General features: G+C 69.9%; 17 protein-coding genes. 8 read left to right on the forward strand and 9 right to left on the reverse strand.

Going from position 1 to position 19,659, the window contains the following annotated elements; all coding sequences use genetic code 11:
- Positions 1-15 precede the first annotated feature (15 nt).
- The gene (locus EQ874_RS00515) at positions 16-783 is read left to right on the forward strand and encodes an SDR family NAD(P)-dependent oxidoreductase (RefSeq protein WP_064064183.1); all 768 of its coding nucleotides are present in this window, start codon (positions 16-18) and stop codon (positions 781-783) included.
- 73 nt (positions 784-856) lie between these two features.
- Positions 857-1,666, forward strand: coding sequence for an alpha/beta hydrolase (locus tag EQ874_RS00520; RefSeq protein ID WP_129974912.1), 810 nt, complete (start codon positions 857-859; stop codon positions 1,664-1,666).
- Between the two features lie 41 nt (positions 1,667-1,707).
- On the opposite strand, the gene EQ874_RS00525 is transcribed toward EQ874_RS00520, so the two are convergent.
- Positions 1,708-3,285, reverse strand: coding sequence for a TM0106 family RecB-like putative nuclease (locus EQ874_RS00525; RefSeq protein ID WP_064064185.1), 1,578 nt, complete (start codon positions 3,283-3,285; stop codon positions 1,708-1,710).
- A 146-nt stretch (positions 3,286-3,431) separates the two neighbouring features.
- Between EQ874_RS00525 and EQ874_RS00530 the strand changes: the two genes are divergently transcribed.
- From EQ874_RS00530 to EQ874_RS00550, 5 genes are read left to right on the forward strand one after another with little or no spacing between them, the layout of a single operon-like run.
- Entirely contained in the window at positions 3,432-4,115 is a 684-nt protein-coding gene (locus EQ874_RS00530; RefSeq protein WP_016933497.1) for a DUF6474 family protein, read from the forward strand.
- A gap of 25 nt (positions 4,116-4,140) precedes the next feature.
- Positions 4,141-4,632: a hypothetical protein gene (locus tag EQ874_RS00535; RefSeq protein ID WP_129974914.1), complete on the forward strand. Its 492-nt coding sequence runs from the start codon at positions 4,141-4,143 to the stop codon at positions 4,630-4,632.
- 35 nt (positions 4,633-4,667) lie between these two features.
- Positions 4,668-5,345 (forward strand): YcnI family protein, encoded by a 678-nt coding sequence (locus EQ874_RS00540; protein WP_129974915.1) that lies wholly within the window; start codon positions 4,668-4,670, stop codon positions 5,343-5,345.
- Positions 5,342-5,875, forward strand: a complete 534-nt coding sequence (locus EQ874_RS00545; RefSeq protein WP_129974917.1) for a copper resistance CopC family protein — start codon at positions 5,342-5,344, stop codon at positions 5,873-5,875. The genes EQ874_RS00540 and EQ874_RS00545 overlap by 4 nt, the downstream gene beginning before the upstream one ends.
- A gap of 5 nt (positions 5,876-5,880) precedes the next feature.
- The gene (locus EQ874_RS00550; RefSeq protein WP_064064189.1) at positions 5,881-6,819 is read left to right on the forward strand and encodes a CopD family protein; all 939 of its coding nucleotides are present in this window, start codon (positions 5,881-5,883) and stop codon (positions 6,817-6,819) included.
- Between the two features lie 4 nt (positions 6,820-6,823).
- On the opposite strand, the gene EQ874_RS00555 is transcribed toward EQ874_RS00550, so the two are convergent.
- The 6 genes from EQ874_RS00555 to crtI form a co-directional block, all read right to left on the reverse strand.
- Positions 6,824-7,462 carry a UdgX family uracil-DNA binding protein gene (locus EQ874_RS00555; protein WP_129974919.1) on the reverse strand — a complete coding sequence of 213 codons (639 nt, stop codon included), beginning with the start codon at positions 7,460-7,462 and terminating at the stop codon, positions 6,824-6,826.
- Positions 7,463-7,481: 19 nt separating this feature from the next.
- Positions 7,482-10,664: a carboxyl transferase domain-containing protein gene (locus EQ874_RS00560; RefSeq protein ID WP_129974921.1), complete on the reverse strand. Its 3,183-nt coding sequence runs from the start codon at positions 10,662-10,664 to the stop codon at positions 7,482-7,484.
- Positions 10,665-10,736: 72 nt separating this feature from the next.
- Positions 10,737-11,489, reverse strand: a complete 753-nt coding sequence (locus EQ874_RS00565) for an ABC transporter permease (RefSeq protein WP_129974923.1) — start codon at positions 11,487-11,489, stop codon at positions 10,737-10,739.
- A gap of 38 nt (positions 11,490-11,527) precedes the next feature.
- Positions 11,528-12,112 (reverse strand): isopentenyl-diphosphate Delta-isomerase, encoded by a 585-nt coding sequence (gene idi / locus EQ874_RS00570; protein WP_129974925.1) that lies wholly within the window; start codon positions 12,110-12,112, stop codon positions 11,528-11,530.
- A 52-nt stretch (positions 12,113-12,164) separates the two neighbouring features.
- Positions 12,165-13,133: a phytoene/squalene synthase family protein gene (locus EQ874_RS00575; protein WP_129974927.1), complete on the reverse strand. Its 969-nt coding sequence runs from the start codon at positions 13,131-13,133 to the stop codon at positions 12,165-12,167.
- On the reverse strand, positions 13,126-14,748 hold the full coding sequence (crtI, locus tag EQ874_RS00580; RefSeq protein ID WP_129974929.1) for a phytoene desaturase family protein: 1,623 nt from the start codon (positions 14,746-14,748) through the stop codon (positions 13,126-13,128). Before crtI ends, EQ874_RS00575 begins: the two co-directional genes overlap by 8 nt.
- Before the next feature lie 319 nt (positions 14,749-15,067).
- Between crtI and EQ874_RS00585 the strand changes: the two genes are divergently transcribed.
- The gene (locus EQ874_RS00585; protein WP_129974930.1) at positions 15,068-15,841 is read left to right on the forward strand and encodes a DUF427 domain-containing protein; all 774 of its coding nucleotides are present in this window, start codon (positions 15,068-15,070) and stop codon (positions 15,839-15,841) included.
- 15 nt (positions 15,842-15,856) lie between these two features.
- On the opposite strand, the gene EQ874_RS00590 is transcribed toward EQ874_RS00585, so the two are convergent.
- The gene (locus EQ874_RS00590; RefSeq protein ID WP_242496586.1) at positions 15,857-18,370 is read right to left on the reverse strand and encodes a DUF2156 domain-containing protein; all 2,514 of its coding nucleotides are present in this window, start codon (positions 18,368-18,370) and stop codon (positions 15,857-15,859) included.
- The gene (locus tag EQ874_RS00595; RefSeq protein ID WP_129974932.1) at positions 18,337-19,656 is read right to left on the reverse strand and encodes an alpha/beta hydrolase-fold protein; all 1,320 of its coding nucleotides are present in this window, start codon (positions 19,654-19,656) and stop codon (positions 18,337-18,339) included. The genes EQ874_RS00590 and EQ874_RS00595 overlap by 34 nt, the downstream gene beginning before the upstream one ends.
- Between the last annotated feature and the right edge of the window lie 3 nt (positions 19,657-19,659).

Here is a 19,659-nt window from a genome sequence, read left to right on the forward strand (position 1 = left end):
CAGGAGATACGAACAGTGGAGATTCAGGGATCCGCCGCGCTGGTGACCGGTGCCGCATCCGGTCTCGGCGCCGCAACCGCGCGCCGCCTCGCCGACGCCGGAGCTACCGTCTTCGGCCTCGACCTGCAGCAGTCCATCGACCGCGTCGGCGATTCCGCCCCCGCGGGCGTCACGCTCCTCGCCACCGATGTGACGAGCGGCGACGAGGTCCAGGCGGCCGTCGATCGCATCGTCGAATCCGGTGTTCCGTTGCGCATCGTCGTCAACTGCGCCGGTGTCGGCTGGGCCGGCCGCATCCTGTCGAAGAACGGCCCGCACGACCTGGAGCTGTTCCGCACGGTCATCACCGTCAACCTGCTCGGCACGTTCAACGTCATGCGCCTGGCGGCCGACGCCATCTCCAAGACCGGGACGGTCGACGAGTCGGGTCAGCGCGGCGTCATCATCAACACCGCCTCGGTGGCGGCCTTCGAGGGCCAGATCGGCCAGATCGCGTACTCCGCGTCGAAGGGTGGCGTGCACGGTATGACCGTCCCCGCCGCGCGCGATCTCGCGCAGTTCGGCATCCGCGTCAACACGATCGCCCCCGGCATCGTCGACACCCCGATGCTCGCCGGGGTCACCGAGGAGTACCGCAAGGGCCTCGAGGCCGGCGTGCCGTTCCCCTCGCGGCTCGCACAGCCCGCCGAGTACGCGCAGCTCGCGCAGATGATCGTCGAGCACGACTATCTCAACGGCGAGACCATCCGTATGGACGGCGCCCTGCGCATGGCGCCGCGCTAGGCGGCTTCGCCACCCGTGCGCGTTTCCGGTGGTTCCCGCTACCGGAAACGCGCACGTGCGCTGGACTGGTCACATGCGGATCGTTCTCGCCGTGCTGCTCGTCGGCGTGCTCGTCGGCGTCGCCGGGTGGGCGCTGCAACGACGCCTGATCTATCTGCCCGACACCACCGCTCCCCCGTCCGCCGCGACCGTCCTGCCGGGTGCCGAGGATGTCGTGCTCAGGACGTCGGACGGTCTCGAGCTCGACGCCTGGTTCGTGCCCGGCCGAAGCCCCGAGGGTGCCGGGCACGAATTCACCGTCCTGCTCGCCGCAGGTAACGGCGGCAACCGCCTCGGTCGCGCCGATACCGCCGCCGACCTCGCCGCGGCGGGTTTCTCGACGCTGCTGCTCGATTACCGCGGTTACGGCGGCAACCCCGGCAGCCCGACCGAGGAGGGTCTCGCCGCCGATGTCCGCGCGGCACTGGACCATCTCCGCTCGCGCGACGACGTCGACCCCACCCGGCTGCTGTATTTCGGGGAGAGCCTCGGTTGCGCGGTCGTCACCGCACTCGCCGTCGACGAACCTCCGGCGGGGATGCTGCTGCGCTCGCCGTTCACCGATCTCGCCGCCGTGGCCCGGCACCACTATCCGTTCGTCCCCGCCGCCGTGCTGAAGGACGAGTTCCCGGTCGCCGAGCTCGCCGCCCGCATCGACGTGCCGATCACGGTCGTCTACGGCACCGCCGACACCATCGTCCCGCCGGCACAGAGCGCGGCGGTCGCCGATGCCGCCCGGCAGTTGTCCGAGCGGGTGCAGCTCGACGGTCTCGAACACAACGACCCGCCGATGTTCGGCGCTCCCGTGGTGGAGGCGCTGATCCGGCTCACAGCAGGCCTGTGAGCCGCGCCGCGCCGGCGTGATCGCTCGTGCGCGGAGCGCCCCTACAGGTCCTCGAGGTACGGGATGTCGAGCACCGCACGATCACTCATCCACTCGCGCAGCACCTTCGTCGCGATCACGTCGTCCTCGTTGTACTCGAGCAACCGCAGGCGCTGCGCCGGATCGGGCTCGCCCGCCATGCCCACGGCTTCGCGGTACCAGCTCATCGACGCCTCTCCCCCGGCCTCGGCGTCGCGCCAGTGATGCCCCGCGATCGGCGCGATCTTCTTCAGCCCCTTGCCGTTCGGGCACACGAACTGGTCGGTGACGGCCTGGAAGATGTCGACCCACTCGTTCGAGCCGATGAACGCCTTGATCTCCGCGAGCTCCGGCACACCCGGGAATCCGTGGAACCGCCGTGCCGACGACAACAACCACTTGTCCTCCGCCGACCGCGAATAGCAGTAGGCCGCAAAGGTCTTCCCCCGCCGTTCGGCGGCGCGCCGCTGATCCGACAGCCAGCGCCAGAACTCGGCGAACGAGCGTGCCTCGTCGTCGGTCGGCACGGGCTCCCACGTCGCGAACGGGATGTACTCGGACGACGAGCCCGCATTGAGCAGCGTGCCCCACAGATAGGCGCCGTGCTCGTGGTAGCTCTCCATGTCGATGTCGACCTCGACGTCGGCGCGGTGGACGTGCACGTGCCGGTACCGACGCACGAGCGGCGCACCGGCGAGCCAGGCCCGCGCCGTGACGATCGCGTCCTCGAACGAGCCCTGCGGCCACGCCTCGGGTTCCTCACCCTCCCACCGGGCGAGTCCGTCGATGGTGTGGACGTCGAGTTCACGCAGCACGGCGGCGCGTTGCCCCGGCGCCACCAGCGACACGTCGCGGCTCACCGTGAGTTCGGCGCGGCAGCGATCCCACCACGGGCAGGTCTTGCACTCGCCGATCTGCGACGGGGAGGTCGGGGTGCGGCCCCGGGCGATCTCGAGACGGTCGGTCAGACGGGCGTCGTAGTCGTCGAGGATCGGGTCGAGGTCGTGCACGAGGATGCAGTCGCCGCCGTACCCGATCGCGCCGGCGACCTTCGCGGAGCTTGCGAGCCCGTGCCGCTCGAGCATGCGGTACAGGTGCGCGAGCCGCATCTGGTCGCGCACCTGACTGCGCACCTTGCGGGTCTCGTCCACAGCGGGTGCCCACGCGAACAGATCGGTGGTGAGCGCGCCGCGTCCGGGATCGGTGACCTTGTGGTTGACGACGATCACCGGGATGTACCCACCGTGCTCGGCGTCGCGCAGCAGGACCTCCGACCGTCCGCGGCGTCCGGTGTCGGGTTCGCTCGGTAGTACCGCACCCCAGATCCGGTCGGCGCCCGCGCGGCACGCATCGAGCGTGCGTTCGGCGCGCTGCCGCATCGGTCCTTCGGGAGCGACGAGCACCCACCCCTCCGGGTCGGCGTCGAACAGCTTCTGACGGATCGCCTCGCGGTGCGCAGCCGCTGCCTCCTGACGTTGCCGAGCACCGGGATTCTCGGGTGCACCTGCGAGTTCGTCGGGGAAGGTGGCGTCGAGATAGACCCGGTGGCGGCACCTCGTCAGCGCAGCGGCCTCGAGGGCGACGACTGTGCGCTGTGACACTCCGCGTTCGGGCCGCGGTAGTTCTCCGGTTGCGTCCACGACATTCCAGGGTATTCCCTGCACAGGCGACGGCTCGCAGCACCGTCACGTTAGGCTGACGCGGGGCGCCGGAGCGTCGTGTCGTACCGAATGGAGGGTGCTGTTCGATGGGGTTGTTCACACGGAAGCGTCGCGCGACTCGCAGGGCGGAAGCGAAGGCCTTGCGGACGAAGGCGAAGCTCGAGGCCAGACTGGTCGCGAAGAATCGGCTCAAGAACGACCGGCGGGCGGCGAAGGTCAGAACGAAGATCGACAAGAAGCTTGCGAAGTCGCAGGTCAAGCTCGATCAGGAACTCGTGAAGTCGCAGGCCAAGCTCGAGAAGGAACAGATCGCGACGCTCAAGGCGCAGAAGAAGGCCGCCGAGAGCCAGGGCCTCACCGCGGCGAAGGTGCGCCGTTATCTCGGCGTCGCACGCCTGCTCGCGCCGGTGCTCGTCCCGATCGTCTACCAGGCCGTCACGGCGCTGCGCGGTCAGCTCGACGCTCGTCGCGCGCAACAGCTCGGGGTGCCGATCGACGAGCTCGGTTCGTTCACCGGTCACGGTGCTCGTCTCAGTGCCCGCATCGCGGGGGCGGAGCACTCGCTCGCGAAGGTCGAGCAGCGCAACCCCAAGGACGCGGAGACGCAGAAGTTCGCCGCCGCGACCCGCGAACGGCTCACCGACCTGACCGCGGCGGTGCAGACGGCCGAGCAGATGCCGACCGCACGCCGGAAGTCGGCGCACGCGGCGATTGCCTCGGAACTCGACGGCATCGAAGCGGATCTCCTCGCACGCCTCGGCGTGCGCTGACCGAGCGGGATCGAGCACGACTGCAGTGACCAGGTACCCGACCGTTCTCGGCACCACCGCAGGCATCACCACCGCGGTGCTGGCGGTGGCCGCCCACGGCACCGCCGGCGGTGGTGTGCCGACGGGACCGGTCGCGGTACTGCTGGTCGCGGTCGCGGCGATCGTCGGGATTCTCGGCGCGCACCAGCCGTCGCTGCCTCCGCTGGTGCTCCTCGCCGGCGGACAGGCGGCCACACACGTCACGCTCACCGTGGTGGCTCCGGGCCACGAGCACATGTCGGTGTCCATGCTGGCCGCACACATGATCGCCGTGGTGGTGTGCGCTGTACTGCTCACCGCCGCGGTCCGCGTGTACGCGGCGTGCGGCACCGCGCTCCGGACGGTGCTGATGCGCGGTCCCGGTGTCGACGCGCCCGCCGTGCTCGCGCCGACCTCCTCGACCGACCGTCTCGTATGGGGACGCGCGCCTCCCGCCATCTCGAGGAGAGGACCACCGCTCGCCGCGACCGTGTCGTGACGATCGATCCTCTTACTACGAGAAAGACCCCATACATGTTCGAGTTCTCCCGTCGCGCCCTCGTGGGCGCGACAACGACCGCTGCACTGATGGTCGTGGGCGCCGGCATCGCCTCCGCCCACGTCACCGTCGTCGCACCCGGCGCCGAGCAGGGCGGCTACTCCGTTCTGACCTTCCGGGTCCCCACCGAATCCGAGACCGCCGGCACCACGGCCGTCACCGTGGAACTTCCGGGCCTGCGCTCGGCGCGCACCGAGCCGCTGCCCGGCTGGACCGCGACCGTCGAGAAGGATCCCGAGTCGCAGCTCGCAACCTCCGTGACGTGGACGGCCGGACCCGACGTGCAGGTCGGGCCGGGGCAGTTCCAGCAGTTCGTCCTGTCCGCCGGTCCGCTGCCCGAGGAGGACGAGGTCGCCTTCCCCGCGATCCAGACCTACAGCGACGGTGAGGTCGTGACGTGGGACGAGATCGCGACCGGCGACGCGGAGCCCGAGCGTCCTGCTCCGACCCTGACCCTCGCAGCGAGCAGCGGTGACGGCCACGGCGGCGGCAGTGGTGACACGCACGCCACCGACACCGGGCAGACCGTCGGCGCAGCGGAGACCGGCACCACCGACAGCACCGCGCGCTGGCTCGGTGGTATCGGCCTGGTGCTCGGCGCGCTCGGTGCCGCACTCGGCCTCGGCGCCGTGATCCGGGGGCGGCGGGCATGAAGCGCATCCTCGTTCTCCTCGCCGCGCTGACCGCGGCGCTGACCCTGTCCGTCGGTTCCGCGGCCGCCCATTCGGTGGTGCTGTCGAGTTCGCCGGAGGACGGCGCGCAGATCGCCGAGGCACCCGATCGGGTGACCGTGACGTTCAACGAGAACCTGCAGGAGCAGTTCGCGGCCCTGACCGTCGTCGGGCCCGACGGCAACCTGTGGTCGAAGAGCGACCCGATCATCGAGGGTGCGACCGCGGCCGTCGAACTCGACGGTCTCGGACCCGTGGGTGAGTACACCATCGCCTACCGGGTGACCTCCGCCGACGGGCATCCCGTCAGCGGAACCCGCACCTTCACGCTCACCCGGGAAGGAAGCGGAACGCCCGGTGATGCGGCGTCCGGTGACGCAGCATCCGGCGAGACCGGCTCGGAGTCGGGCGAGGGTGACGGCAGCGGACCCGCCGTGTGGTGGTTCGTCGTCGCAGGTGCCGTGGTGGTCGCCGCAGGTCTCGCCTTCGCGTTGCGCAAGCCGAAGGCCTGACCCGCATGATCCCGGAACGCCGGCAGTGGCTCGTCGTGGCCGCTGCCGGCGTCGCTTTCGGAACCGTCGCGGGTATCGCCGTGGCGGGTTCCCTCGCCCTGCCCGCCCCCTCGAGTTCGGTCCGGGCCGTCGGACTGTGTGTCGGCTCCACCGTGCTCGGACTCGCGGTGCTCGCCGTCCTGGTGCAACGGCAACGTCGGCCCTCGGTCACCCCCGAGACGCTGTGGCGGACGATCGCCGCGCTCGGCGGTGTCTGGCTCGCGCTCGCGAGCGTCGACCTCGCCTGGGCCGCAGCCGCGGCGGCCGACGTTCCCGCCGCGGAACTGGACGTGGGACGCTTCGGGCAGTTCCTCGGCACCCCCACGGGACGCGTGGATGCGGCGGCGTGGGTGTGTATCGCCGCGATCGTCGCCGTCGCCGCGGTGGCGTACCGCCGGTCGGCGTCGTGGTCCACCCTGCCGGTGCTCGTCGCCGCGGCGCTCGCGCTGATCGCCCGGCCCGTCACGGGCCACATGGCGCAGCAGCCGCTGGGGTCGCTGTTCAACGCGGTGCACGTGCTCGCCGCCGCAGTGTGGTTCGGGGTGCTCGTGGCGCTGGCCGTGACCGTCCGGGGCCGCGGAGCGTGGGCGGAGCTGCTGCCGCGCTATTCGCACCTGGCCCTGCGATGCGTGGTGGCGTTGGTGGTGACCGGCGTGATCGACGCGGCGGTGCGGCTCGGTTCCGTCTCGGCGCTGCTGGGCACCGGTTACGGACGCATCGTGCTCGCGAAGGCGATCGTGCTGTGCGCCCTGCTGGGACTCGCGTGGAACTGGCGACGGAACTGGATTCCCGCTGCCGCGTCCCATCGTCTCCCGGAGGAGGAGTCGCTGCGCAACGCCGTCCTCGAGGTGTGCGCGATGTCGGTCGCGCTCGGGCTCGCGGCCGGGCTCGCGACCACCGGCTGAGCCGTCACAATGTGGCCGCGCGTTCCAGATCGTGTACGAACGAGCGGAACATGTCGTCGCGTTGCGATTTCGCCCGCAGTACCGCCGACGGGTGCACGGTGACGACCACCGCCGGATCGCACGACCCGCACAGCTCCTCGGGCAGGTGCAGGACCTCCCCGCGGTGCTGTGTGAGCTTGAAATCCTTGCCGAGCAGCGACTGCGCCGCCGTGGCACCGAGACACACCACGACGTCGGGACGAACGGCGTCGAGTTCGGCCTCGAGCCACGGCCGGCACGCGGCGACCTGACCCCCCGACGGTTTCTTGTGGATCCGCCTGCGGCCGTTGGCGGATCGGTCGAAACGGAAGTGTTTGACGGCGTTGGTCACGTACACCGTCCCGCGGTCGATCCCTGCGCGTTCGAGAGCCTTGTCGAACAGATGCCCGGCCGGGCCGACGAACGGCTCTCCCGCGATGTCCTCCTCGTTGCCCGGTTGCTCGCCGACGAACAGGATGCGCGCGTCGCGCACTCCGGCGCCGAATACGGTGCGTTCGGCCGCCTTGTAGAGATCGCATCCCCGGCACCCCGCGGACGCGGCGGCGAGGTCGGCGAGGTCGCGGCTGTCGGGTACGTACTGCTGCGCGCCGGGATGGATCACCATGGCTGTCGCATACCCGGCTTCACCGCTGTTGCACCAGTCGCGCGATCCAGGTGCGACTGTCGGCGGGATCGATGACGTCGTCGAGTTCGAAGCTCGTCGCCGCCTGCAGCGCCTTTCCCTGCTGGTAGGCGAGGGCGACGAGCCGGTCGAACAGTTCTTCGCGTTCCCGGGGTGTCTCCGCGGCGTCGAGTTCCTTGCGGAATCCGAGCCGCACGGCCCCTTCGAGTCCCATCCCGCCGATCTCGCCCGTCGGCCACGCGACGGTGAATTCGGGTGCGTGGAAGGATCCGCCGGCCATCGCCATCGCGCCGAGCCCGTAGCCCTTGCGGAGGATGATCATGCCGAACGGGACGGTCAGACGTGCGCCGGCGACGAAGAAGCGCCCGAAGCGGCGCACGGTGGCGTCCTTCTCCGATTCGGGGCCGACCATGAATCCCGGTGTGTCGCACAGACTCACCACGGGAAGCCGGTGCGATTCGCACAGCTCCAGGAAGTCCGCGGCCTTGTCGGCGGCCTCCGCATCGATCGCTCCGCCGAGATGGGCGCTGCTGTTGGCGAGGACGCCGTAGGAGGCACCCTCCACTCGCATCAGGGCGGTGACGATGCCGACGCCGTAGTCCGGCCGCAGCTCCAGCACCGATCCGACATCGGCGATCGCGTCGATCGCCGACCGCACGTCGTAGGCGCGGAGACGGTTCTCCGGCACCACATGTCGCGTGAGACGCGGGTCGGGTGCCTGCCGGTCCTCGTGCGGCGCGGTGAAATAGGCGAGATATCTCCGGGCGACGTCCACGGCATGTGCCTCGTCGCGTGCTGCGACGTGCACGACGCCGTTGCGGCGTTGCACGTCGATGGGCCCGATGTCCTCGGGGCGGTGCACGCCGAGTCCTCCCCCCTCGATCATGGCGGGACCGCCCATGCCGATGTTGGCGTCGGGGGTCGCGACGAGCACGTCGCACACCCCCGCGAGTGCGGCGTTGCCCGCGAAGCAGCGGCCGGAGACGATCGCGACGGTGGGCACGCGTCCGCGCAGCGACGCCATCGAACGGAAGGTGGGCAGTTCGAGGCCCGCACCGGGACCGGCGTCGACGTCCCCGGGTCGTCCGCCGCCACCCTCGGCGAACAGCACGAGCGGCACCCGCCGCCGGGCGGCGAGTTCGAGCAGCCGATCGGTCTTGCGGTGGTTGTTCCGGCCCTGGGTTCCCGCGAGAACGGTGTAGTCGTAGGACATCACGACCACCTCGGCCCCACCGATCCGCGCGGTACCGCCGACGAGCCCGTCCGCCGGGGTGTTCGCGATCAGGTCCTCCTCGCTGCGGCGGCTGCGCTGGGCCGCGAGGACGAGCGGCCCGTACTCGACGAACGTGCCGTCGTCGACGAGATCGGCGATGTTCTCCCGTGCCGTGCGCCGTCCCTGCCGGTGCCGTCTCGCGATCACGTCCGGCCGCGCCGCGTCGGCAGTGGCCTCGTGACGGCGACGGACCTCGTCGAGATCGTCACGGCCGGTGTCGGGATCGACCGCGGCGACACCGCCCGTCGCGGTGTCCGCGTCGAGTACGCGGACCACCGCGAGCACCGTGCCCGGGTCGACCGTGCGGCCCGGTTCGACGAGTACGCGTTCGATCACGGCGTTGCCCGGCGCCCGGATCTCGTGCTGCATCTTCATCGCATCGAGCACGGCGATCGGCGCACCCGCCGGAGTCGTGTCGCCGGTGCGGGCGATCTCCACGACGGTGCCGACCATCTCGGCGCGTACCGCGTGTTCGTCGGCGCGCAGATCCGTGTACTCCACCGGAGCTGTCGTGGTGGTGTCGACGAAATCCGGGAGTCGCTCCCCCAGCCACGTGGTGTGGACGGTGCCGCACCGGAACTCCTTGTCGTCCACTATTTTCCGCAGAAGTTCGCGGTTGGTGCCGAGACCGTCGACGACGAACTCGCCGAGCGCCGTCGACGCCTTGCGCAGGACCGCCGCCCGATCACCGGACCGCACGTACGCCACGACCTTGGCGAGCAGCGAATCGTAGCGGCCGGTCACCTCGAGACCGGGCCGTCCGTGGGTGTCGACGCGGATCCCCGGACCGGTGGGTGGCGTGAACGCGGTGAGCGTCCCGGCGGTGGTCAGGGCGATCCCGTCGGCGCGCGGCGTCTCGGCGTTGACGCGCACCTGCACCGCGATGCCGTGTGCCGCAGCGGGACGTCCTGCGATGGTGTTGCTGTCGAGAGTGATTCCCGTCGGCAGACCGAGTTCCTCGAATGCCGCCCCACGGGCGATCGCCAGCTGGATCGCCACGAGGTCGACGCCCGTCACCTCCTCGGTGACGGTGTGCTCCACCTGGATTCGCGGGTTGACCTCGAGGAACACGAATCCGTCGTCGTGGACGAGGAATTCGACGGTGGACAGTCCGTGGCAGCCGACGTGCCCGATCAGCCGGACGGCCGCGCCGTGCAGCGCCTCCCGCAACGACTCCGGCAGGTCGGGCGCAGGCGCGATCTCCACCAGCTTCTGGTGCCGGCGCTGCACACTGCAGTCGCGGTCGCCGAGTGCGACCGCGCGAGTACCCGATTCCGATTCGGTGGCCACGACCTGCACCTCGACGTGCCGGGCACGCTCGACGAGCCCCTCCGCGTACAGCCTGTCGTCTCCGAAGGCAGCCAGTGCTTCGGCCGCGGCGAGCCGCAGCGCCTCGTCGAGGTCGGCGGCGTCGCGGACCACACGCATGCCGCGACCGCCACCACCCGAGAGCGCCTTGACGACGATCCCGTTCGGATGGTCGAGCAGGAAGGCCCGCACGGAATCCGGATCCCTGGCCTCGACGGCGGCGATCACCGGGATGCCGAGTTCGTCCGCCACCTCGCGGGCGGCGCGCTTGTCGCCGAGGACGCGCAGCGCCTGCGGGGACGGTCCGACGAAGGTGAGCCCGGCATCCGCGCAGGTCTGCGCGAAGGCGGCGTTCTCGCTGAGGAATCCGTAACCCGGGTGCACGAGCGTGCACCCGGTCGCCCGGGCGACGCCGACGATCGCGTCGGGGTCGAGATAGGCCGACGGACCGGTGCCCGGAAGGGCTTCGGCCCGCGTGGCGGCGCGAACGTGCGGAGCGTCGGCGTCGTCCGTGGCATGAACGGCGACCGTGTCGAGTCCGAGGTCTCCGGCCGTGCGGACGATCCGCAACGCGATCTCACCCCGGTTGGCTACGAGCAACATCGACGATCCTTCCCTCGGCAGCGGTTGTATCCACTCCTACTCCGGTCGGCACCCGCACCGCAGACCGCCGTCTCACGCGACGACCACGGGACGGTACCGCAGGGCGCGGCCGAGACCGAGCGCCATCGACACGGACGTGATGGAGGCCGTCGCCATGATCGCGGCGAGCACCACCACTTGGAACCGTCCGGCCTCGACCGGTGACAACCCGCCGAAGATCGCGCCGACGAAGGCTCCGGGCAGGGTCACCAGACCGGTGGTCCTCGTCTGATCGGTCGACGGGATCATCGCCGCGTGCACGGCGAACCGGGCGGATGAGAGCGTCGCCTGCCGCATGGTCGCGCCGAGCGCCAGCCAGCCCTCCACCTCGGACCAGTGGTCGTCGACGGTGTCGTGGAAGCGGCGACCGGCGAGGGTCGCGACCGTCATCGTGTTGCCGATGATGATGCCGCCGAGCGCGAGCGCGTAACGCGGGGTGGCCTCCACCGCGCCGGTCGCGAAGACGACACCCGCCGAGACGAGCACGCCGGTCAGCATCGCGGCGGCCGTCACCCCGCGCACGACGGCGTCGCTCCCGATGCGTCGGCAGGCCGTCCACCACGCGACGGTGAACATCACCACGAGCACCACGGCGACCCAGCGGGCGTCGGCGATGACACCGGAGAGCACGACGCTGATGAGTGCGAGCTGGACCGCGCCGCGGGCGATGGCACCGACCGGCGCGAATCGGTGCGGGGCGCGGAACGCCCACAGGACCGCCGTCGAGATCGCAGCAAGGGCGAGGACACCGACGATCGTGCGGATCAGGACGGACGGGTCGATCACGGGGTCGACGTTAACGACCCCGTTCACCGGATGCCGCCCTATCGACGCTCGGGCGCGGCGTGTGGAAGATCCGCGGCGGACGCCACCGGCCAGCGCCGCGGATCGGGACCGAGCTCCCGGAGCTGCCCGACCTGCTCGCGGCACCACACCGACACGTCACGGCGTCCCTCGACGACGTCCTCGGAGAACTCCCCCCAGTCGACCCATTCGGTGTCGTGCACCTCCGACGGCTCGGGGGTGGGCTCCGGCCCGTCGTACAGCACCCGGAAGACGGGGCAGATCTCGTTCTCCACGATGCCGTTGTCCATCACCGCCCGGTATCGGAAGGACGGCAGGACGACCTCGATGTCGTGCACCTCGAGTCCGAGTTCCTGACCCAGCCGGCGGCGCACGGCCTCGGTGAGCGGCTCGTCCGGAGCCGGATGGCCGCAGCAGCTGTTCGTCAGGACACCGGGAAAGGTCGACTTGTCCAGGGCCCGCCGGGTGAGCAGAACGTGTCCGTGGGGATCGAAGACGTACGACGAGAAGGCGAGGTGCAGCGGGGTGTCGGTGGTGTGCACCGTCGCCTTCGGCTCGATTCCGACCGCGCGGCCTGCGTCGTCGAGCAGCACGACCTGTTCCATGTGATGTCCTGTTCTGTATTCGTGTCCGAATGCCGGCTCGGCCGGGCAGGTGTCACCGGTCCTGCGGCGCGGTGACCACTCCCAGTCTCGACCGTGTGCGCAGTGTGGTCCAACCGGCCGAGGCCAGCTGGGGTGCCGCCACCGACAGGCGCCGGCACCGCGACACGCGTGCGCGCTGGTGGAGTACCCGGTATCCGCTCTCCTCCACCGCTCTCAGGATGTCGCCGTAGAGCACGAAGGCGGTGCGCATCGCGGGCCGCACCTCGGGGTCGAGCAGGTCGATGCCCGGTTCGGCCACACGGTAGATCGAGCGGGTGTGCGCGATCAGATGCGCCAGGGCGCGCTCGAGCCGCACGTCGCGCTGCCCGGTCCGCCGGCAGTGCCACAGCAGCTCCTCGTCCACGTCGAAGGCGGCGAGCACATCGGTGGGCAGGTAGATGCGGTCGCGGTCGAGGTCCTCCCCCATGTCGCGGATGAAATTGGTGAGCTGGAAGGCCTCACCGAGTGCGGCGGCGGGGGCCTCGGCCCGCTCGCGTTCCGTCTCGATCCCCAGGATGGGCAGCATCTGCAGTCCGATGACGGCAGCCGAGCCGTACATGTACTCCGACAGTTCGTCCATCGTGCGGTACCGCGAACGGAACAGCTCGGTGCCGGGGATGTCCATCCGCATCGAGCGAAGGAAGGCGTAGTAGTACTCGTGCGGGATGTCGTACCGCTGCGTGGTGTCGACGAGCGCTCGTAATACGAGACCGAATTCGTCGTAGGTCGGTGGTCGGCCGCCGAGCGCATCGGTGAGCCGGCGTTCGAGTGCGTCGAGAACCGGTGCCGCGTCGACCGGTTTCACGTCGACGATGTCGTCGACCATCCGCGCGAAACCGTAGAGCGCATGCACCCCGGCACGTTTGGACGCCGGGAAGACACGGGTCGCGAGGAAGTAGGTCTTGCCGTGGCGCCGGTTGAGTTCACGGCACAGCCGGTACGCCTCGTGCAGGCCGGGATCGATTGCGTCGAGTTCACCCATGAGCCGTCGCACCCATTTCCATCGGGACCGGCACCGGCGTGGAACCGGTGAAGTTGCTACCCGAGATACGTTCCGCGGCAAGCCGTCCCGAGATGATCACGGTCGGGACGCCGACTCCGGGCGTGGTGCCCGACCCGGCGAGAACGAGATTGTCGACCCCGGGCACGAGGTTGGGTCGGCGGAAGGGACCGGTCTGACGGAAGAGGTGTGCCGCCGAGAACGGGCTGCCGTCGAGCATCCCCTTGTCCGCCCAGGTCTGCGGGGTGTCGAGATGGTCGATGCGCATGGCACTCGTCAGATTCCGGTAGCCGCGACGCTCGAGGACCTGCTGGATCTCCCGCATGTACGGCCTGCCCAGACGGCCCCAGTCGAGAGGCGCGGACGCGAGATTCGGGCACGGTGCCAGCACCGAGACCGGCTCGCACTCGACGCCGCCCCGCACGATCCGCAGGGACGGATCGGTCACGGCGGGTCGCGTGATGAGCAGCGACGGATCCGCCATCAACCGGCCGTGACCGCGCGGCGCCGTGATCCGGGCGAAGGTCTCCGACCACTCGGCACCGAAATCGATGGTGTGGTGGGAGTCCGACGGCCAGGCCCGGGTCACGTCGGTGGGCACCGTGCCGTGGAAGACGACGGCGGACGGCGACGCGACCGTCGTGCTCCGGCTGCGTCGGCGTGGCAGGACCCCGGCGCGGAGGAGCAGATCGTCCACCACGGGCAGATCCGCGGTGAGGACGAAGGCGTCGGCGGTGAAGTACCGGCCGTCCGCGGATCGCACGCTTGTCGCGCGGCCGTCCTCGACGCGCAGTTCCGCCACGTCGATCCCGGTGTGCACCGTGCCGCCGTTGCGTATCAGGGCGTCCGTCATGGCAGCGGCGATGGCGGACATGCCGCCCTTCGGGAAGTAGACGCCGAGCGAGGTGTCCATGTGGGCGATGGCGCCGTAGACCGCGAGGGCCGTCGCCGGGGCGGTTCCCGCATAGAGCGCCTGGAAGGTGAAGATCCGCCGGAGCCGGTCGTCCTTCACGAAGGACCCGACGCGTGATCCGAGGCGACCGAAGCCCCCGAGCCGGACCAGGTTCGCGGTGTCCCGCAGCGCCGCGGGCGTCGATACCAGGTCGAGCGGCGAGTCGAAGTTGGAGTCGATGTAGCGGTCGAACTCGGCGTCGAAGATCGACGCGAGCCAGCGGCGCAACCGCCGGTATCCGCCGGCTTCGTCGGGGCCGCACACCCGCGCGATCTCGGCGGTCATCTCGTCCGGATCGGCGTACACGTTCAGGGCGGTGCCGTCGGCGAAGCGCGCGTGGTAGCCGGGTGCGAGCGGGGTGAGGGCGAGCGCCGGGGCGGTCGAGTCGAAGGATTCACCGACGGCGGCGAGCGCGTCGGCGATCAGGTCCGGCATCGTCAGCACACTGGCCCCGTTGTCGATGTCGTAGAGATGCCGGCCGTCCTCGAAGACCGGGTACGTACCGACGCGACCGCCGACCGTGTTCTCGCGTTCGAGGACGGTGACGCGTTTGCCGGCTCCGGTGAGATGGAGCGCTGCGGACAACCCCGCGAGGCCCGCCCCCACCACGACGACGGACTCGGCGGGGCCACTGACGAATCTCATGCCTTCCCTCCCTGTACGCGTGGCGTCACCTGCTCCACGCGGGTGCGCGCTTCCATGAACAACTGGAGAAAACCTACGGACGGATGCGGGTGCCGGTTGTCGTTCGGCCGGGCTTCGGATGGGTGCATGTCGGTGTTCCTCTGGTCGCCGCCGGAGCTGTTCGGATGTCGTATCGGTTCTTCTCGGTCGGTTCGGGTGACGGCCCTCACGCCGCCTCGTCCCGTATTCGGAGCCGGGTGCCGGGCGGATGGGTCCGGTTCCCGGATCTCTGCCCGACCGGTCCGGTCCCTTCCTTCGAACGGCGCGATACGGTCGACCTATGGCTGCCCGCAAGACCGCTGTGCTCCGACGCCCACCGGAGACCGACGACTATCTCTACGAACCCACCGATCGCCGGATCAGGGGTGAGTGGTTCGGCCGGACCGTGGTCGACAGCAGCCGGGCCGTACTGGTGTGGGCACCGGGCAAGCCCGTCCCGTTCTATGCCTTCCCCCGTGAGCACGTCCGGCTCGACCTGATCTCGGCCTCCGTGTCGCCCAGCCGTTCCCGGCAGGACGTGTGGCAGTGGTACGACATCGTCGTCGGCGACCGGCGGGCCTATTCACCCGTCTGCCAGCTCGACGTCGACGGGCTCGACGACCGCCTCGTCTTCCAGTGGTTCCGGTGGGGTGAGACGGGGCCGGGCGAGGACCTCGACGAGGGCGAGCGGTGGTTCGAGGAGGAGACCGAAGTGTTCACCCATCCGCGCGATCCCTTTCACCGAGTCGACGCATTGCGCAGCTCGCGCCACGTGCGCGTGACCATCGGCGACGTCGTGGTCGGCGAGACCCGCAATCCTGTGCTCGTGTTCGAGACCGGCCTGCCGACCCGCTACTACCTGCCGCCCGAGGACGTCGACTTCTCGGTGCTCGAGGAATCGGAATGGCGGACGAGCTGCCCCTACAAGGGCATCGCCCGGTACTGGTCGTTCTCCGGCACGCCGCCCGAGGACAACGTCGCATGGTCGTATCCCGAGCCGTTCCCCGGCATGGAGTTCATCGAGGGATACGTGTGCTTCTACGACGACGCCGCGGAGATCACGGTCGAGGAGTGAGGACGTGAGCAACCGTCATCGGCGCAACAGATGTGTGACCAGGCGGCCACCTTCCTCGAGCGACATGTGCGGCAGATAGGCACGACCGACCGCGATCCCGATGGCCGGCAGCGCCGCCGGGTCCGGGAACACCATGTACAGCGGCCGGTAGCGGGGCTGGAACTTCGCCTTGAACGCCAGCAGCGAGCGGAATCCGTAGACGGGTTCGAGAGTGCGGCCGAGCAGGTCGAGCAGGGCGTCGAAGGCCCCGCGGTCGAGTCCGGACGCACCGTCCACGCTCGCGAGCGGGGCACCCGACAAACTCAGGAATTCGAGGCCCTCCTCTGCGGCGGAGCGTGCCGCGGAGGCGATGAGGAATTCCATCGCGGGCCGGAACCCGTCCGAACGGCGCCGCATGAAGTCCAGTGTCAGACCCACAGCCTTCCCGTCCCGGTAGACCGGCATCCACGACGTGACGGCATGGACGTGCTCGTTCGCGTCGACCGCGAGCAGCAACCGGACTTCGGGGTCCCGCAGTTCGGCGAGTCCTCCGAGCGTGAATCCCATCTCCGGCAGTCCCTTGTCGGCCACCCATTCCTCGGAGATGTCGACGATCTGCTCGGTCACCGACAGCGGCGCGGCGGCGAAGGTGGTCCACTTCGCTTCGATCCCGTCCTTGGCGGCACGGTTGAGCGCGGTCCGTACGTCCTGGAACTTCTTGCCCTTGAAGGCGAGATCCGCGAGATCGACGACGGTCTCCTCGGCGACCTGCAGGCAGGTCCAGCCGTGCTCCCGGGCGATCGCTGCGGTGTCCTCGCCCACCGTGTAGAAGCACGGGGTCCATCCGTTGCCGAGGCAGTAGGCCGCGAACTCGTCGATCGCTCCGGTCAGCGACGAGCGCTCACCGATCGGATCGGTCGTGGTCAGCGCGACGCCCGAGTGCACCCGATACGCGACGGCGTGCCGGCCGTCGGCGCTGAACCAGTACCGGTTTCCTGCCCAGGTCGTCATCCACGCCATCGAGCCGCCGCCCGGACAGTGCAGGAGTTCTCGCACCCGCTGCTCGTCACCGAGGTCGACCCCGAGCGGCGGAACGAGGAAACTGCGCAGCATCAGGGCACAGAAGACGACCCAGACGATCACACCGGTCCACTCGAACAGCAGGGTGGCCGCGGTGTCGAGTGGCATCACGGGAGGCTCGAAGAGCTGGAGACAGACCGGTGGAAGGAGCCGGCGGGGAGCGTCGCGGAGCAAGGTGCCGACGCCCGGATCACGGTCGAATCCGTCGGCGGCCAGCGTGCCCGCCACCAGGTACGTCACGAGCGCGATGCCTGCGGTGGCCGCGGTTCCGGCCCAGACCCGGCGATAGGTTCCCCGCGGTGCGCGGACATCGAACAGGGTGCGGGTCAGCAGCAACACGGTGAGCACGGTGACCAGGGCGAGGAGCGGCGCGAGTTCCATGGCTACGGAGCTGTGCCGATGGATCCCGTACAGCAGCGACCGGGTCTCGTCCTGTTCGGCCACGCGCACGATCGTGCTCGCGGCGGCCACGGCGATCAGCACGATGTGTCCTCCCACCGAGAGGAACCATGCCGCCCGTCGCCCGCGGCGCAGTCCTTCGGCACCGATCAGCAGCAGTATCGACGGCAGGAGATCGGCCACCAGGGGACCGATTCCCGACAGGCGCAGGGCCTGCTGCCCTTTCCGGCATTCGTCGTGGAGCGCCGGATCGGCGCAGACGTCCACCAGTTCTCGCGGGCTGTAGGGAACCTGCTCGAACAGTTCGCGTAGCGCGGACAGCGGACCGATCGAATGTGGGGAGAACGCCGCGAAGATCGGGCCGAGCACGCTCGCCGCGACGACGAGCGCGACGAGCGTGCGGCGTTCCCGGATGGTGCCGCCGAGCGTCGGACGGCGCACACCGCGACCGAACAGGAGCGGGCCGACGAGCAACCCGGCGAGCGCGACCGTCACCCTGTTCACGTCCTGCAGGTGCCCCGCGAACAGAGCTGCGGTCACCAGGAACACCAGCAGAAGGGTTCGTATGCGGCGACGCCACAGGGTGCCCATTGCAGTGGTGGACGCGAGCAGGACGCCCAGCACCCAGGCCAGCGGGTCCTCGGTGAGATGGGTGTGCAGTTCCCGCCCCCACAGGTTCGGCACGAGCGAAGCGATCCGGGCCACGAGCAACGCCAGTGCCGCCCCCAGGCCCTGGGAGACGAGTGCGGCGAGCGTGAACCTGCGACTGCCGATGCGACGTTCGACCGGCACCGCGACGGCGAGGATCGCGATACTTCCGACCACGTATTCACCGAGGCCGGAAGCGAACAACCCCGAGGTCCACAGTGTCCACAGGTGCCCGTCCGCGATGTTCGGGATCCCGAGCGAGACCTCGGACGCCGTCGCGCGCGACGGGCCGCTCCGCGTCGAGCCGGTGGTGACCGCCAGGAACCAGAGCAGCACGAGGAGTCCGCACGAGACGGGTGCCCGGAGCACCGCCCTCCCGAGGCGGGACGTCAGTTGCCGAGCCCGAGCCGTTGTGCGAGCCATGGCAACTCCTTCTCGAGCGCTGCGGACCACAGGGCGAAGCTGTGGGTACCCGGCAGTTCGGTGAGGTGGACGTCCATCCCTGCCTCCCGGGCCGCCGCGGCGAGTTGTTCCACCCCGGCACGGTATTCGGAATCGTCGAGTCCCACCACGAAAGCACCGGCGGAGTCGGGATACCGGTTGCGGGCGAGCAGGTCGGCAGGATTGTTGCGGGCGAATGCTTCCGCATCGCCGCCGAACACGTCCCGGATCGTCGAGGCCCGATCACCGATGGTGGGTTCGGCCTGTCCCGACATGTCCAGGAAGGTCGGGTAGACGTCGGGGCGGGTGGTGGCCAGTTGCAGTGCGCATGTTCCGCCGTACGACAATCCGCCGACGGCCCACGCCTTCGGATCGTCGTCGACCTGCAGGCCGTCCCGTATCCAGGACGGCACGTCGACGGCGAGATAGGTTGCCGCATTGCCGAGATGCGAATCCGTGCACAACGGGTTGTCGAACCGGCCTCCGGTACCGTCCGCGAGCACGACGACCGGTGCCAGGCCCCGGTGCTCGGCGGCGTAGGCATCCATGGTCTGTGCGAGACGCCCGCCGACGAGCCAGTCCTCCGGGCTTCCCGGTTGTCCGGCGAGCAGGACGAGCACGGGCAGTTCGGGTCTCGGATCCGAGAAGTACGCGGGCGGAAGGTAGACGCGTGCCCCCCGTGCCCGGAATCCGGAGACCGTCCCGGGAATCGTCACCGAGGTGACCGCTCCGGTCGCGGGCTGGTCGGCCGGCGCCGACCAGTTCTCCAGCGGTACGGTCCGCGACGCCCGGACGGACGGATCGTCGAAGGGGACGCTTCGGTAGTCGCTGATGCCGAGTGCCGCCCGCACGGTCGGATAGGCGTCGTAGACCGCGTTGATCCGGCCCGCGGCCGCGATCACGACGAGCACCGCCACCACCACGAGTGTCACCGCGACGAAGGGCCGACGCCGATCGCGCCGCCGTACGAACCATCGTCCGATCAGCAGTGAGACGGCGAGCAGTGCCACCGCCACCCATCCGTACACCACCCATGGCAAACGGTCCGGGAAGGGTTTCCACACCTTCTCGACCAGGAGTGCTGCCACGGCGGTGAGGGCGACAGCCGTGAGCGCTGCGACGGGGGCGCCGCGCACGAACCACGAGCGGTGCCTGCGGGCGAGCAGCACGACCAGGCCTGTCACCACGAGAACGGCGAAGATCGCGACCGCTGGTCGCGTGGTCAGCGGTGTACCCAGCACCGACTCCTCGATCCCGGCCCAGGACATGAC

Origin of the sequence: Rhodococcus sp. Q1 (assembly GCF_004153645.1) — a bacterium.
Classification (GTDB): domain Bacteria; phylum Actinomycetota; class Actinomycetes; order Mycobacteriales; family Mycobacteriaceae; genus Rhodococcus; species Rhodococcus gordoniae.

What these genes read in the sequence shown, in the direction of transcription:
- EQ874_RS00560 (WP_129974921.1), bottom strand. Translation starts at nt 10,664, where the DNA reads ATGTTGCTCGTAGCCAACCGGGGTGAGATCGCGTTGCGGATCGTCCGC.
- EQ874_RS00530 (WP_016933497.1), top strand. Translation starts at nt 3,432, where the DNA reads ATGGGGTTGTTCACACGGAAGCGTCGCGCGACTCGCAGGGCGGAAGCG.
- EQ874_RS00585 (WP_129974930.1), top strand. Translation starts at nt 15,068, where the DNA reads ATGGCTGCCCGCAAGACCGCTGTGCTCCGACGCCCACCGGAGACCGAC.
- idi (WP_129974925.1), bottom strand. Translation starts at nt 12,112, where the DNA reads ATGGAACAGGTCGTGCTGCTCGACGACGCAGGCCGCGCGGTCGGAATC.
- EQ874_RS00550 (WP_064064189.1), top strand. Translation starts at nt 5,881, where the DNA reads ATGATCCCGGAACGCCGGCAGTGGCTCGTCGTGGCCGCTGCCGGCGTC.
- EQ874_RS00555 (WP_129974919.1), bottom strand. Translation starts at nt 7,462, where the DNA reads ATGGTGATCCATCCCGGCGCGCAGCAGTACGTACCCGACAGCCGCGAC.
- EQ874_RS00545 (WP_129974917.1), top strand. Translation starts at nt 5,342, where the DNA reads ATGAAGCGCATCCTCGTTCTCCTCGCCGCGCTGACCGCGGCGCTGACC.
- crtI (WP_129974929.1), bottom strand. Translation starts at nt 14,748, where the DNA reads ATGAGATTCGTCAGTGGCCCCGCCGAGTCCGTCGTCGTGGTGGGGGCG.
- EQ874_RS00540 (WP_129974915.1), top strand. Translation starts at nt 4,668, where the DNA reads ATGTTCGAGTTCTCCCGTCGCGCCCTCGTGGGCGCGACAACGACCGCT.
- EQ874_RS00595 (WP_129974932.1), bottom strand. Translation starts at nt 19,656, where the DNA reads ATGTCCTGGGCCGGGATCGAGGAGTCGGTGCTGGGTACACCGCTGACC.
- EQ874_RS00590 (WP_242496586.1), bottom strand. Translation starts at nt 18,370, where the DNA reads ATGGCTCGCACAACGGCTCGGGCTCGGCAACTGACGTCCCGCCTCGGG.
- EQ874_RS00575 (WP_129974927.1), bottom strand. Translation starts at nt 13,133, where the DNA reads ATGGGTGAACTCGACGCAATCGATCCCGGCCTGCACGAGGCGTACCGG.
- EQ874_RS00520 (WP_129974912.1), top strand. Translation starts at nt 857, where the DNA reads ATGCGGATCGTTCTCGCCGTGCTGCTCGTCGGCGTGCTCGTCGGCGTC.